15 protein-coding genes are annotated in these 13,376 nt (G+C 64.7%); 2 read left to right on the forward strand and 13 right to left on the reverse strand.

Features of this window, described 5'->3' with window-relative positions; all coding sequences use genetic code 11:
* Window positions 1-117: 117 nt before the first annotated feature.
* The 11 genes from AIOL_RS12715 to AIOL_RS12760 all read right to left on the reverse strand — a co-directional run bounded on the left by AIOL_RS12715 (window position 118) and on the right by AIOL_RS12760 (window position 7,871).
* Window positions 118-993: a choline kinase family protein gene (locus tag AIOL_RS12715; protein WP_049643320.1), complete on the reverse strand. Its 876-nt coding sequence runs from the start codon at window positions 991-993 to the stop codon at window positions 118-120.
* A gap of 3 nt (window positions 994-996) precedes the next feature.
* Window positions 997-1,662: a fumarate hydratase C-terminal domain-containing protein gene (locus AIOL_RS12720; protein ID WP_049643321.1), complete on the reverse strand. Its 666-nt coding sequence runs from the start codon at window positions 1,660-1,662 to the stop codon at window positions 997-999.
* Window positions 1,659-2,441, reverse strand: coding sequence for a homocysteine S-methyltransferase family protein (locus AIOL_RS12725; RefSeq protein WP_235439003.1), 783 nt, complete (start codon window positions 2,439-2,441; stop codon window positions 1,659-1,661). Before AIOL_RS12725 ends, AIOL_RS12720 begins: the two co-directional genes overlap by 4 nt.
* A 169-nt stretch (window positions 2,442-2,610) precedes the next feature.
* A complete protein-coding gene (locus AIOL_RS25070) occupies window positions 2,611-2,877 on the reverse strand; it encodes a hypothetical protein (RefSeq protein ID WP_152912515.1) in 267 nt (88 codons plus the stop codon).
* Window positions 2,874-3,257, reverse strand: coding sequence for a hypothetical protein (locus AIOL_RS12730; protein WP_152912516.1), 384 nt, complete (start codon window positions 3,255-3,257; stop codon window positions 2,874-2,876). The genes AIOL_RS25070 and AIOL_RS12730 overlap by 4 nt, the downstream gene beginning before the upstream one ends.
* Window positions 3,254-4,168 carry a fumarate hydratase gene (locus AIOL_RS12735; RefSeq protein WP_152912683.1) on the reverse strand — a complete coding sequence of 305 codons (915 nt, stop codon included), beginning with the start codon at window positions 4,166-4,168 and terminating at the stop codon, window positions 3,254-3,256. The genes AIOL_RS12730 and AIOL_RS12735 overlap by 4 nt, the downstream gene beginning before the upstream one ends.
* A gap of 222 nt (window positions 4,169-4,390) precedes the next feature.
* Window positions 4,391-4,792, reverse strand: coding sequence for a hypothetical protein (locus AIOL_RS12740; protein WP_049643324.1), 402 nt, complete (start codon window positions 4,790-4,792; stop codon window positions 4,391-4,393).
* The gene (locus tag AIOL_RS12745; protein WP_049643325.1) at window positions 4,789-6,522 is read right to left on the reverse strand and encodes an L-aspartate oxidase; all 1,734 of its coding nucleotides are present in this window, start codon (window positions 6,520-6,522) and stop codon (window positions 4,789-4,791) included. The genes AIOL_RS12740 and AIOL_RS12745 overlap by 4 nt, the downstream gene beginning before the upstream one ends.
* Window positions 6,519-6,845, reverse strand: a complete 327-nt coding sequence (sdhC, locus tag AIOL_RS12750) for a succinate dehydrogenase, cytochrome b556 subunit (protein ID WP_049643326.1) — start codon at window positions 6,843-6,845, stop codon at window positions 6,519-6,521. Before sdhC ends, AIOL_RS12745 begins: the two co-directional genes overlap by 4 nt.
* On the reverse strand, window positions 6,842-7,165 hold the full coding sequence (locus AIOL_RS12755) for a succinate dehydrogenase (protein ID WP_049643327.1): 324 nt from the start codon (window positions 7,163-7,165) through the stop codon (window positions 6,842-6,844). Before AIOL_RS12755 ends, sdhC begins: the two co-directional genes overlap by 4 nt.
* Window positions 7,158-7,871, reverse strand: a complete 714-nt coding sequence (locus tag AIOL_RS12760) for a succinate dehydrogenase/fumarate reductase iron-sulfur subunit (protein WP_049645431.1) — start codon at window positions 7,869-7,871, stop codon at window positions 7,158-7,160. Before AIOL_RS12760 ends, AIOL_RS12755 begins: the two co-directional genes overlap by 8 nt.
* Before the next feature lie 87 nt (window positions 7,872-7,958).
* Between AIOL_RS12760 and AIOL_RS12765 the strand changes: the two genes are divergently transcribed.
* Complete coding sequence (locus tag AIOL_RS12765) at window positions 7,959-9,587, forward strand: thiamine pyrophosphate-binding protein (protein ID WP_049643328.1); 1,629 nt, start codon at window positions 7,959-7,961, stop codon at window positions 9,585-9,587.
* A 246-nt stretch (window positions 9,588-9,833) separates the two neighbouring features.
* On the opposite strand, the gene AIOL_RS12770 is transcribed toward AIOL_RS12765, so the two are convergent.
* Window positions 9,834-10,700: a LysR family transcriptional regulator gene (locus tag AIOL_RS12770; RefSeq protein WP_049643329.1), complete on the reverse strand. Its 867-nt coding sequence runs from the start codon at window positions 10,698-10,700 to the stop codon at window positions 9,834-9,836.
* Between the two features lie 109 nt (window positions 10,701-10,809).
* On the opposite strand from AIOL_RS12770, the gene acdA reads away from it, so the two are divergent.
* Window positions 10,810-12,018, forward strand: a complete 1,209-nt coding sequence (gene acdA, locus AIOL_RS12775) for a 3-sulfinopropanoyl-CoA desulfinase (protein WP_049643330.1) — start codon at window positions 10,810-10,812, stop codon at window positions 12,016-12,018.
* A 102-nt stretch (window positions 12,019-12,120) separates the two neighbouring features.
* Here the strand turns inward: acdA and kdsA are convergent, their stop codons facing one another.
* A complete protein-coding gene (kdsA, locus tag AIOL_RS12780; protein ID WP_049643331.1) occupies window positions 12,121-12,945 on the reverse strand; it encodes a 3-deoxy-8-phosphooctulonate synthase in 825 nt (274 codons plus the stop codon).
* Between the last annotated feature and the right edge of the window lie 431 nt (window positions 12,946-13,376).

The following is a 13,376-nucleotide window of genomic DNA, read 5'->3' on the forward strand; positions in this document are numbered from 1 at the left end:
AGCGTTGCACTCCAAAGCGCCACATCTGCAACTGGCGCAACCAACTTCCTTGGAAGGAAGTTGCAAATCTCTTGCAAGAGATTTGACCCGCACCAAGTGCGCCCCGTCCCGTATCGCTCATACATTGCGAAAATCCGCCAGCGAGCCCGTCAGCCGCGCCATATTCTCTTCCGTGTAGGCGCCGTAGTCGAAATCCAGCTCTGAATGCAGCTCTGACACCATCGACCATAGCGTCTCGCGCATCAGGCTGGCGCATTTCATCGCCTGGTAGGCGCGCCAGCGGGGCTCTACGGGCGCCTCAAAATACTGCTCCAGCATGGCGCGCTCTTGGCCCTCGTCCAGGCCGTTATTGCCCGCCAATCCAGCCAGATCAAAGAGCGGCGTGTTGAACCCGCCATATTCCCAGTCGATCAGCCAGAGCCGCGCGCCATCCTCCAGGATATTCGCCGCAAGAAGGTCGTTATGCCCGATCACCAGCTCCACCGGGCCGGTGGCGGCGATCAGCGCGTCCTGCGCTTGCATCAGGGCGGGCAACCGCCCTGCATGCGGCGATCCTTGCGCCTTGAGCCGCGTGGCATAGATCTGGTTCACCTGGAAGGGCCAGAAGGCAAGTACCGGCCCGCTCAGGTGAGCGCCCAGGGTGCGATGCGCCCGCGCCACCAGCTCGACGATCCGCGGCAGGTTCTGCGGCGCGCGCACGTCCTCCTCGGCGAAGGTGCGCGCCTCTAGGTAGGCCAGCACCAGGACGCCGGGCTCGTGATGCACCACCTCGGGCGCGATGCCCGCCGCATGGGCCGCGCGGCTCAGTGCCAGCTCGTTCCAGCGTAGCACGCCATGCTCGGGGATGTCGTCGCCCAGCCGCACCACATACCGCCGGTCGCCGTCCCGCACCACCAGGTTCACATTGGTGATGCCGCCGCCCAGCGGCTCGATCTCCGTCGGGTTGGTGAAGCAGGGCAGCGCCGCCGCCCGCGCAATCGCCGCGTCACTCATCGCCTAGATCACCTCGTCGCTGCGGTCGTCGGTCTCTCCGTAGCGCTTCAGCGTGGCCGGGCGGGTGCCCTCGTAGACGCGATGCAGGCCCTCGGCGATCTTGGCGTTCTCGCGCTCAAAGAGGCAATCGCCATTGAGGTCGCTGGCCACGATGAACGGCCCCATCTTGTTGCATTTCAGGACCCACATGGCCTGCGCCAGGCCCAGCTCCTCGTTCCAATGGACTGCCTCGACATTCTCCACCCCGCGCCCCAGAAGCGCGCCAGTGCCATATCCCACAGTCGACAGGTAAACTGCGCCGTTGGGCACGAAGTACTCTTTGTAATCCCTGGATGTCATGCCCCCTTTGCCAACGATCAGCCGGGCCCCGGTCTTGGCCATCCATTCAGGCAGCCATTTGGCAAACCGGAACGAGGCCGTGGCGGTCACCGCCCCCATATCGAAGGACCCATCGCTGCGGATCGTGGCAGCGGGTGAGCAATGGAAATTGGCCGCGCTTTCACTGGGCAGCTCCATCGGGATATTGGCCTTACCTTCGAGGGCGCGCATATAGACACCTTCGCGCGCCGTATACATCAGCCCGTCCAGATAAACGATGTCGCCCAGACGCAGCTGCGCAATGTCTTCGGCCGAAGGTGTGGTCGACAACCGGATTTCGCGGAGTTTCATGACATCACCCGTTCGGCCATGAGTTTCAGATGACGCATATCGGTGCCACAACAGCCACCGATCACACGCAATTCGGGGTAAGTCCGCACAAGATCGGCCACTTCACCGGCCAGTTCCTCGGGGTTGCCCGCATCCAGCGCGTCGGCATTGTCCAGCTCAGCATGGCTGCGACGCGAGGCGTTTACCACGATGCCGCGCAGACGCGGATGGCCCGTCAGCACATCGGCAAAATGGCTGGGATGGGCGCAATTGATCATGAAATAGGCCGCCGCCCCGTCCGTAAGCGCGTCGATCCGGTCGATTGCCGCGTTCAGCTCTTCGCCATTGTTCAACCGCCCATCGGTTTCCACCACCAGCGACAGCGCAACGGGGAGGTCGAAATCCCGCGCCGCCAGAACCGCACCAGCGGCTTCTTCGACCTGATTGAATGTGTAGGCGTTGACCAGATCGATCCCCATATCAGCAACCGCCCCGATCTGCGCCCGGTGATAGCTGCGTGCATCTTTGACACTCATCGGCTCCAGCTTGGCATAGGCGTCCCGTGACGGGCCGACGCAAAGGGCCACCAGCACGCTGCTGGCTGCCTTTTCCTGCCGCAGCTGCAACATCAAACCCACCGCCTGGCGATTAAGCGCCACCAGACGATCTGCATCATAGCCCAGCGGCGCGGCGCGGTCGCGATTGGCCATCCAGGTCAGCGTGTCGATGATCGCCCCCATGCCCGCCGCCTCGGCGACCTCGATCAGGTCGCGCATCTGCTCAATCAGAATCGGTTGCACCTTGGGATCCTCGACCAGAGGAAAAGTGGCAAATCCAGGCACCTCGACCCCTCGATTAAAAATCAGATCGGTACCGGTTGCGGCAACCAGAAAACGTTGATCGGTTTGATGTGGCAATGCCCGCGTCATCTATTCCGCCGCCTCCCGTTGCAGGGGCCAGTCCAACGTTTCATGGCGCTAATCGGGGATGAACCGATCCGGGTCGGCCCAGTATTTGCCCCGTCCATCCGAAAAAGCGGTCAACCATCTGAAAATTAGCCTCCTTTGTCAGGGGCAGCCCCATCAGGTTGTTGGCCGCCTTTTTGAGTGCTCGCAGGCAGACACGTTCACGTTCCGAGTGGGTCTGCCCTTCCAGATAAACGATAACGCCCAGGCGCGGCAGCGCAGTGTCTTTGACCGAGCGTGCGTTCAACAGCCGGATTTCGCTCAGTTTCAAATGCTCCCCTCCTTGATCAAAGGTCCAGCGAGCGCACCTTCGGGCAAATGAAATCCGCATTCGGCACATAATTTTGCCCGCGGTGTGCGAAACGGCTTACCGCAGACCTCGCACAACCGCCCATACAGATCCGCACGAATCACCCATAGCTGCTCGGGATGATCCAGCTTATCACCCGTAATTTCAGTATACTTGCTCAAAGCCGCAATCGCTTTGTGGTTGTCAGCTCTCGCCTGGTCGATCGTAGCACCGGTGTCTTTCAGATACTGCTTAATTGCATCGATCATGTCATCCAGAAGAGGCGCAATTGCATACCATTCTTGCGAAGTCAGCAATTCAGCCTCTCTGCCCATTCGATGACAATAAGCGCGCACGCTCATTCCGCCGCTTCCTGTTGCAGGGGCCAGTCCACGGTGTCGCGGCGTTGGTACGGGGTGAACCAGTCGGGATCGGTGCGATGCTCGACCCGCCCATCGGGCCAGATCCGCGCCACCGCCCGGCGCGAGGACAGGCAGAAGGCGTGGACCGACATGGGCATACCGCCGGTATGGCAATAGCCGACCTCGATATTGCAATCGATCACCATGTTTTTCCCGACAAACCCCATGGCCCCCATGCCGATGGAATTACCCAATTCCATGAATTCATCCTCCAACTCGGCGATGCGCGGATCGGAATTGCGGCTGCCCACAATGCGCAGCGTCGAGGCACGTTTGCCCAGCGTCATGCAGATATCCTTGGACCCGCCCAGCCCGATCCCGATGATCGCCGGCTGGCAGGCCAGCCCCCGCTTGCCGAAGGCCACGAGGCTGTCCAGGTAGAACCGCTTGATCCCTTGGATGCCGTCGCTGGGGAAGAGCATGCGGTAATCGGTGCCAAAGAGCCCGCCCTTATGCACGGTTATCAGGTCGATCCAGTCGCCCTCTGGCTCGAACCCGTATTCAATCTCCGGCGCGCCGATGCCGACATTGTTGTCGTGATCCGTGCGCCAGAGGGGGTGCACGCGGTTGGGGCGCAGCGGCACGCCGGTGGTCGCCTCGGCGGTGGCGCGGCGCAGCGCCTCCTCCAGCGCGACCATGCCGCCCTCCACCCGCGCCTCGTTGCCCAGCTTGACGAACCAGCGCGGCACGCCGGTGTCGCCGCACATGGCGCGGCGGTCCTCCTTGGCGGCCTCGTAATTGTCCAGCATGGCCTGGAGCACGAAGCTCGACAACTCGCCCTCCTCGCTCGCCGCCGCCTTCTTAAGCCCGTCAAGATAGTCCTGCGGGATCTCGATGGCGGCCTTAGCCATCAGATCGCCGGCGACGTTCCGCAGGTCTTGGATCTTAATCACCACCCAGTTCCTTCATCTTGTCAAAAATACGCAAATCCAACATCGGCCACATGGCGCCACCGCCAGCGTCTTTGGCTCCCCCCTTGGGCGGGACGGTCTTGCGAGACCTCAGCGGCGGCCCCGGCCATCAGATCAGCGACGTCAGATCGAGTCAATTCGGGTTCGATAAATGCCCGGCACCTATGTCGGCGTGTCCGCGAATGGTTCGGCCACGACCTGCCACTCGTCCTCATAAACGATGTAGCCGACGCGGTCGGATTTGAGAACATCTACAGCGATATCGTGCTCGGCCAGGATGGCCATGACTTCATAGGCGCGCGCGATGTGCTCCTGTGCGCTGGCCTTGAACCAACTGAGGCCTTTTGTGTTCCTATGGTAGGCACCCTTGCTAGAGGTCCTTGAAAAGACCTCTGGAATTGGGAGGTTTGCTTTGTACCAGACGACCAACCTGTCTAGCTCGGCATAGGTGGTTTGTTCGGTCAGGTCGTCATTCCGCAAACAATAGGCGGCGTCGAGAAAGCCGGCACGAAAGCCCACGCCCTCGATCAATTCGCCGTATACAAAGCGAAGATATCCGCTCATGGCGCCGCCACCAGTGTTTCCGGCTCTCCCTCGGGCAGGATCGTCTCGCCCGGTGTGACGATTGTAAACTGGACCGGCGCGCGGGTCACCTGTGCGCCTTGCACGCGGGTGAAGTAGCTGGCCTCCAGGGCGCCCTCCTCGGGGAAGTCCTCGCGGAAATGCGCCCCGCGGGAGTTCTCGCGGGCCAGCCCGGCCTTGGCGATCACCTCAGAGACGTCACAGAGCGAGGCCATGTTCAGCCAGTCATGCCAGGTGAGGTTGAAGGCCAGGTTCGCCGCATCCACACCGGTCTGCATCAGCTCGGCGCGGATCTCTGCAATCCGGGCCAGCCCGCGTGCCATGCCGGCCTGGGTGCGCATCACGCCGACATCTTCCCACATCGCCTCTTGCAGCGCATTGCGCAGGGTCTGCACATGGCCGGGCTTGCGCGACAGCGGGTGCATCGCGCGGGCGATCTCGGCCTCCAGGACCGCCTCATCAGGATCGCGCAGCGACAGCCGCGCCACCTCTCGCCCGATCACGTCCCCCGCCACACCGCCATAGACCGTCGAGTTCGCAACGCCGTTCCCGCCCAGCCGGTTGGAGCCATGTGCCCCGCCCGCGTCCTCGCCCGCCACATAGAGCCCCTCCATCGCGGTGCGGGTGTCCACATCCACCTCCACCCCGCCCATGAAGTAATGCGCCGTGGGCACGACCTCGACCTTGCCCGCGGCCAGGTCAAACCCGCAATCGGCGCAGCGTTTCACCATGCCGGGGAACTTCTGCGCGACATGCTCAGGGCCCAAATGGGACATCGAGATATAGACGCCGCCATTGGGCGAGATGTTCGATTTCTGCATCTCGGCATAGATGCCACGGCTGACCACGTCGCGGGTGGCGCGGTCGCCGCGCCTGTCATAATCGAACATGAAGCGATGCCCGGCCCCGTTCAGCAGATGCCCGCCCGCGCCCCTAAGCCCTTCTTCCAGAACGGTTCCGGTCATGCGGGTATGGTCGCCCGCCAGAAGCCCGGTGGGATGGAATTGCACCATCTCCATATCCCGCAGGGGCAGGCCTGCGCGCAGCGCCATCGCCAAGCCATCCATCGTCTTATCGCCGGAGGGCGTGTGGTACTTGTACATGGTGGGGCCGCCGCCGGTGGCCATCAGCACCGCCTTGGCCCGCACCAAGCGGAACACGCCGCGGCGCATGTCGATCATCAAGACCCCCGCCAGCGCAGACCCATCCGCCGTCGGCACCAGCCCAATCGCGCGGTGCTCCTGCAGCTTCTCGAGGGGCCGCGCCAGGACCTGCTCCATCAGGCGCGAGATGATCTCGATCCCCGTCAGGTCGCCCTTATGCACCGTGCGGTCGGCGGTCTGCCCGGCAAAGGCCTTTTGATGCAAAGAGCCATCCGCGTTGCGGTCAAAGAAACAGCCGACCTCGTTCTCCAGCTCGCGGATGCGCACCACCGCCTGCTCGCAGAGCCGCCAGGCCATGTCCTGGTTGGGCAGCCACTTGCCGCCCTTGATCGTATCCATGAAGTGCCGCTCGACGGTGTCGCCGCCGCCGAGTGCCACGTTATAGCCGCCCTGCACCATGCGCGTGCAACCGCATTTGCCGATCAGCCCCTTCACGGCGATGGTGATCTTGGCGTCCGGCGCGGTCTGCTGGGCGTGCAGGGCTGCAAACAGCCCCGCCCCCCCGGTGCCCAGGATCAGGATGTCGGTGTCATGCCGCTCCAGCCTCATATCGCCCTCAACAGGAACAGCGTGGCCGCGCCAAGGGACAAGGCCACCGCCCCCGCCGCCGCCGTCTTTTGCCCCGAGCTCCAGCCCAGAAGCTCCAGCGCCATCAGGCGCAGCCCGCCAAAGATGTGCACCGCCAGAAGGAACACCAACCCCATCTCGGCCAGTTTCACCAGCGGGCGCTCGGTCAAGGACAGAAAGCTCTCCAACGCGTCCGCATCGCGCACCGCCAAGGACAGCACCCAGAAATGCACCGGCAGGAACAGCGCCAGCAGCAGCCCCGACACCCGGTGCAGCAGGAAGGCGAACCAAAGCGGCCGCCTCATGTGACCGCCAAAACGGCGGAGAGGCCCAAAAGACCCAGCCCGACGGCCACGCCCCAGGTCACCGCGTCCAAGCCGCGCCGCAGCCCCAGCCATTCATGCGCGATCACCCGCAATCCGATCCCCGCATGGACCGACACCGCCAGCACGAACAGCCCGTAGTAGAGCCCCCAGAACCACGAGCCCTGGGTGCGGCCCAGAATCTCGCCCACGCTCAGCCCGCCCTGGATCGCGTAGATCATCAGCGCCAGATGCCCCAGCACCAGGGGCGCCATCACCAGCGCGCTGAGGCGCTGCAGCAGAAAGAGCCTTGCGTTAAGCACGGCGCAGCGCCTTGCGCATGGTCTCGCGCTTCAGCCCGGCGATGGCCGAGAGCGGGTCCAGATCGTTGGGGCAATGCGTCGTGCAGGAGCCCATCGAGTGGCAGTTATGGCAGCCGCCCTGCCCGCTCACCGCGTCCAGGATGGCGTCCCGCGCGCCGTCCTTGGCGTCGTTGACCAGCGTCCAGGCGCGTTGCAGCGCCGCCGGGCCGAGGTAGTCAGGGCTGCCCGACACGGTGTCGCAGGCCGCGTAGCAGATCGCGCAATTGATGCACTCGATCCCGGCGCTGGCCGTCACGCGGCCGGGCTCATCGGGGGCGATCTCGGCCATGGGCTCTGCCCGGCCGCGTGACGGGTGATGCACCGCCTTCGCGGCGACCCATTTGTCAAAAAACGGGTCCATGTCGACGACCAAGTCCTTGATCACAGGCAGGTTCCGCAGCGGCGCGATCTGAAGCGCCCCGCCCTTGGCCACCTTCTGCACATGGGTCCGGCAGGTCCAACGCGGCACGCCGTTGACCATCATCGCGCAGCTGCCGCACATGCCGACCCGGCAGGCGAAACGGTAGCTCAGCGTGGGGTCGGCGTTCTGCTGGATCCAGGAGACCACGTCGAGCACGGTCTGGCTCTCATAGGCGGGCACCTCGAAGCGCTCACTGCGCCGCTCGGTCGCATCGCCGCGCGCCACATTCACGATCAGAGTCCCCATCGCGTCTGACAAACCGCCGCCCCCTTTGAAGTCCTCCACAAGTGGTATATCGCCAAACGCGACGCGCCAAGCGAGAAGGTTGAGAAAATGAATGATGGCCTGAAAACCGCCCGCGCCGCTGACCATTTGGCGCGGCGGCTTTACGAGGCGGGGTGCCGCTATGCGTTCGGCATGCCGGGCGGCGAGGTGCTGACCCTCGTGGACGCGCTGGAGAAGGCCGGGATCCGGTTCATCCTGTGCAAGCACGAGAACAACGCGGGCTTTATGGCCGAGGGCGTGCATCACCGCGACGGCGCCCCCGCCATCCTGGTGGCCACAGTGGGCCCCGGCGTGGTCAACGGCGTGAACGTGGTGGCCAACGCGATGCAGGACCGGGTGCCCATGCTGGTGCTGTCGGGCTGCGTGGACGCCGACGAGGCGCAGACCTACACCCATCAGGTTTTCGACCATCAGCAGGTCTTCCGCTCGATCACCAAAGAGACGTTCCGCCTGACCGCCAAGAGCGCCGATATCATCGCCGACAAGGCGGTGAACATCGCCTTAGAGGGCCGCGCCGGGCCGGTGCATATCGACGTGCCGATCTCTGTCGCCGACGAAGAGGTCACCCTGCGTCCCCGGCGCCGGGCCGCGATGACGCGCACCGTGCCCTGCGAGGGGGCGGATCTGGCGACGGCGCGCGACTGGCTCGCGGCGGCGCAGCGCCCGGTCATGGTGGTCGGGCTGGACGCGGTGGCCGAGGGCGCCTCGGCGCAGGTGCAGGCCTTCGCCGAGCACTACAACATGCCGGTGATCACCACCTACAAGGCCAAGGGGATCATCCCCGAGGATCATGGCTTGGCGCTCGGCGGGGCGGGGCTCTCGCCCCTGAACGACCGCCACTTGATCCCCTTCCTGCAATCGGCGGACCTGATCCTCTGCGCGGGCTACGACCCGATCGAGATGCGCACCGGCTGGCGCGAGATCTGGGACCCCAGCCGCGTGAACGTGATCGACATCACCGCAGAGCCCAACACCCATTACATGCACCAGGCGGGCCTGAGCTTTGTCGCGGGCACCGGCGAGACGCTGGACCTGCTGCGGGGCGGCGGCCCTGCGGGCCGCGATACCTGGCGCGGCGGCGAGGTGGCGAAACTGAAGTCCGACCTGGCCGCGGCCTTCCCGTTGGACGCCGCGTGGGGCCCCGCCGCGGTGATGGACGAGTGCCGCAAAGCCCTGCCCCGCAACGCCCTGGCCACCGTGGACAGCGGCGCGCATCGCATCCTGCTCAGCCAGCTCTGGCAATGCTACGAGCCGCGCGGGTTGATCCAATCCACCGCGCTCTGCACCATGGGCTGCGCCCTGCCGATGGCCATCGGCGAGAAGCTCGCCAGCCCGGACCGCCAGGTGATCAGCTTCTCCGGCGACGCCGGCGCGCTGATGGTGATGGGCGAGCTCTCCACCGCCAAGGAGCTGGGCGGCAACCCGATCTTCGTCGTCTTCGTGGATGCCAGCCTGGCGCTGATCGAGATCAAGCAGCGCGGGCGGCAGATGACGAACGCGGGCGTGGATTTCGGCCAGCATGACTTTGCCGCCATCGGGCGCGCCTTTGGCGGCCACGGTGTGACGGTGCAGGACCGCGCGGCGTTGCGGGATGCGCTGGCAGAGGCGCAATCGGCGGAGACATTCACCGTGATCGCGGCGGTGATCGACCGGCACAGCTATGATGGCCTCTTCTAGGGTGTTTCTGGCCTGGAGCGGGCGTTGAGCGGGCCAAATCTCTTGCAAGAGATTTGCACTTTCCTTCCAAGGAAAGTTGGGCCCGCAAGCGGCAAGGGGTTGTGATAGAGGGATTATCTCGGGTCGTGCTGAAGAAACTCTTGCAAGAGTTTCGCAATTTTCTTGCAAGAAAATTGTGTCGCACCACTGCCCACTCCCGGCCAGTCTTAACAAAGCCGAGATACCCGTATGAACCGGGCCCTTCTCTCACATGCTCTCGCCAAGAAGCGCCAAGAGCCGCGGCTGCCATGTCGCCGTGATCTGGTCGGCGCGCGACACCAGGGCCACGTCCCGGTAGAGCCGCTCCGGGGCGCAGGGAAAGACCTGCACCCCGTCGTCGCCATAGCGCAGCGCATCGGGCTTTGGCAGCAGCGAATATCCCAGCCCATTCTGCACGCAACGGACGATGGCCTCGATGCTGTCGAGATTGATCACCTGGGAGGGGCTCAGGCCCATCTCGCGGCCATAGCGGGCGATCAGCTTGCCGATCCCGGAGGAGGGTATGAAGTGCAGGAACGGCAGGGCGCGCGAAAGGTCCACAAGGGTCTGGGCCACGGCGCGCTGCGGCGCGATGACGACCATTTCTTCCTGCACCAGCCGGTCGCTTTGCAACCCCGCCCCGGCCTCCGCGATCTCGGTCACCACGGCGGCGTCCAACCGGCCCTGGCGGACGCCGTCGGACAGGGTCTCTGACAGGCCGGTCGTCAACTCAAACTGCGCGGCGGGCGCCTTGCGCGCCGCGATCCTTAGGAACTCAGGCAAGACCCGCGCGGCGATCGAGGGCACAAAGCCGATCCGAAGCAGGCCCCGCAGCACATCCGACGGCGCGCAGCGCGCGCGCAGCACCGCGTGGGCCTCGACGACCGCAACCGCATCCTTCGCCACCTGTTGCCCCAGGGGCGTCAGTTTTGGCGGCCGGAAGCCGCGATCGAAGAGCGGCACGCCCAGCGCCTCCTCCAGCGCCTTCATCTGCATGCTCACAGCCGAGAGCGTCATGTTCCGGACCTGCGCGGCACGGGAGAACGACGCCTCGCGGCGCACCACGACCAGGGTCTCTAGGGCGTTGATCTGCATAAGTTCAGCTTAGCTGAAGATAACAGAAAAATAAATTAGATTGACCTGAAGACACCGATCACGAAACTGTGAGTCCAGATATTCGCCCCCCCAAAGAGGCACAGCCCAGATGTTGGACCAAACCCGTTATCATCACCTTAATCAGGCGCGTGCCTTGGCCCCGGTCTTTGCCGAGCGGGCGGCGCGCTGGGACCAGAACCGCGAATATTGCTGGGACAATATCCGCGACCTCGCTGACGCCGGGCTGATGGGCATGACCATCCCCCCCCGCTTCGGCGGCGCTGGGGCCAGCTATTTCGAGGTCGTGCAAGTCGTCGAGGAGATCGCCCGCGCCTGCACCCTGACCGCGCGGGTGGTGGTCGAGGCGAATATGGGCGGCATCAGCGCCGTGATGGCCTATGGCACGGACGAACAGCGCGCCTATTGCGCGCCGCTGGTCCTGGCCGGCGACAAGCCCGCGATCTGCATCACCGAGCCCCAGGCGGGCTCCGCCGCGACCGAGATGCAGACCACCGCGCGCCGCGTGGCGGCGGGCTATGTGCTGGATGGCTGCAAGCATTGGATCACCGGCGGCGGGGTGTCCAAGCTCTACCTGATCTTCGCACGGGTCCTGGATGAGGACGGCGCCGAGGAGGGCATCACCGGTTTCCTGGTGCATCACGACCCGGCGACTGGCCATGATCCAAAGGGCTTCGAGGTGGTGCGGCGCGAGCGCACGATGGGGCTCTGCGGCATGCCCGAGGCCGAGCTGCGCTTTGCCGATCTGATGGTCGAGGATCGCTTTGTGCTGCGCCCGCCCGCCGGGTTCAAGCGCGGCTTTGCCGATCTCATGAGCGCCTATAACAGCCAGCGCGTCGGGGCGGGCACCATCGCCATGGGCGTGGCGGCGGGGGCGCTTGAGCACGCCAAGCGCTACCTGGCCGAGCGCCACCAGTTCGGGCGCCCCCTGCAGGAGTTCCAGGGGCTGCAATGGATGCTGGCGGATATGGACGCGGCGGTGCATGCCTCGCGGCTGATGCTGCAAGAGGCGGCGAAGACCCTTGGGCCCTTGGGGTTTCCTGACATGCTGATGGCGGCGCGGGCCAAGGCCTTCGCCTCGGAGCAGGCGATCAAGGTCGTCTCGGACGCGCTGCAGATGTTCGGTGCGCGCGGCTATGGCGACCAGGAGCCGCTGGAGCGAATGTATCGCGACGTGCGGATGTTCACCATCGGCGGCGGGACGGCGCAGATCCTGAAGACGCAGGTGGCGGGGGCGCTGCTGGGGATCAAGACACCGCAGACGCGCGATGGCTACGCGCAAACGCGCAGTGCCCGCTAGAGATCGCGCGCTGCGGAAACCTTAAAGGTTTCCGAACCGGTTTCATTTTATGAAACCGCCGCTCCATTGCGGGCGAAGGACATTGCGAAGACGTGGCGCGGTTCAGCCCTTCAGCAAATCGTCAATCTGCCGAAGCCCGGCGATCAGACCGGCCATCTCGTCCACCGGGATCATGTTCGGCCCATCGCTTGGCGCGTTGTCGGGGTCCTGATGCGTCTCAATGAACAGCGCCGAGACCCCCACCGCGCAGGCCGCCCGGGCCAGCACCGGCGCGAACTCGCGCTGCCCGCCGGAATGCGTGCCCTGCCCGCCGGGCTGCTGCACCGAATGCGTGGCGTCAAACACCACCGGGTAGCCCGTCTGCGCCATGATCGGCAGGCCTCTGAAATCATTCACCAATGTGTTGTAGCCAAAGGAGGTCCCGCGCTCGCAGAGCATGATCTTCTCGTTCCCGGTCGAGGCCAGTTTCGCGGCCACATGCGCCATGTCCCACGGCGCCAGGAACTGGCCCTTCTTGATGTTAATCGCGCGCCCGGTCTCGCCCGCGGCCAGCAAGAGATCCGTCTGGCGGCACAGGAAGGCCGGGATCTGCAGCACGTCGCAGACCTCCGCTGCGGGCGCGCAATGCCCCGGCTCGTGCACATCCGTCAGCACCGGGCAGCCGAACTCCTCGCGGATTTTCCCAAGCACCTCCAGGCCCTTAGCCATGCCCAGCCCGCGTTCGGAGCCCAGCGAGGAGCGGTTCGCCTTGTCATAGCTGGCCTTGAAGATGAAGCCGGTGCCGGTGGCCGAGCAGGCCTCGGCGATCTTCTCGGCCATCATGCGGGCGTGGTCGAGGGACTCTAGCTGGCAGGGTCCGGTGATCAGCGCGAAGGGCGCGCGGCCTCCGATGGTGACGTTGCCGATCTCGATGGTCTTGGTGGTCATGTCCTGCCCCGCTGCGCCGTTCGGCGCCTGTTTGCATGAGGAGGCTCCCCGTGTCCACCGGCGGCAAGCGCCTGGCCTGGGCGCATCGCATTGGTCCCAGTATTTTGCACCCGTTTTCAGGGCCTTACCCGTTCCCGGTGGGCCCCTGCCTGAGCTGCCCGCCGCATGATTTTTACGACCGGGTGATCACTCCTCGCGGGCTGTTGATGAAGTCAGACATTGCGGTGGGCAGAATTGCCCACCCTACGGCTGTGGTTAACGATGTCCTACCGTGTCGAGCGGGTTTTGCCGCGAATCGGGTGTTAATCCCTTATTTTCATGGCAAATCGCGTGTCGGACTTTTGTCGGCAAAACGTCGGCCTTGCGTCGGGCAGGTTGCCCGATTTTGGATGGGTTAACAGAGCGTGCGGTGCGCAACACGTTTGTTGGGG

Origin of the sequence: Candidatus Rhodobacter oscarellae (genome assembly GCF_001078595.1) — a bacterium.
GTDB classification, from domain to species: domain Bacteria; phylum Pseudomonadota; class Alphaproteobacteria; order Rhodobacterales; family Rhodobacteraceae; genus Rhodobacter_B; species Rhodobacter_B oscarellae.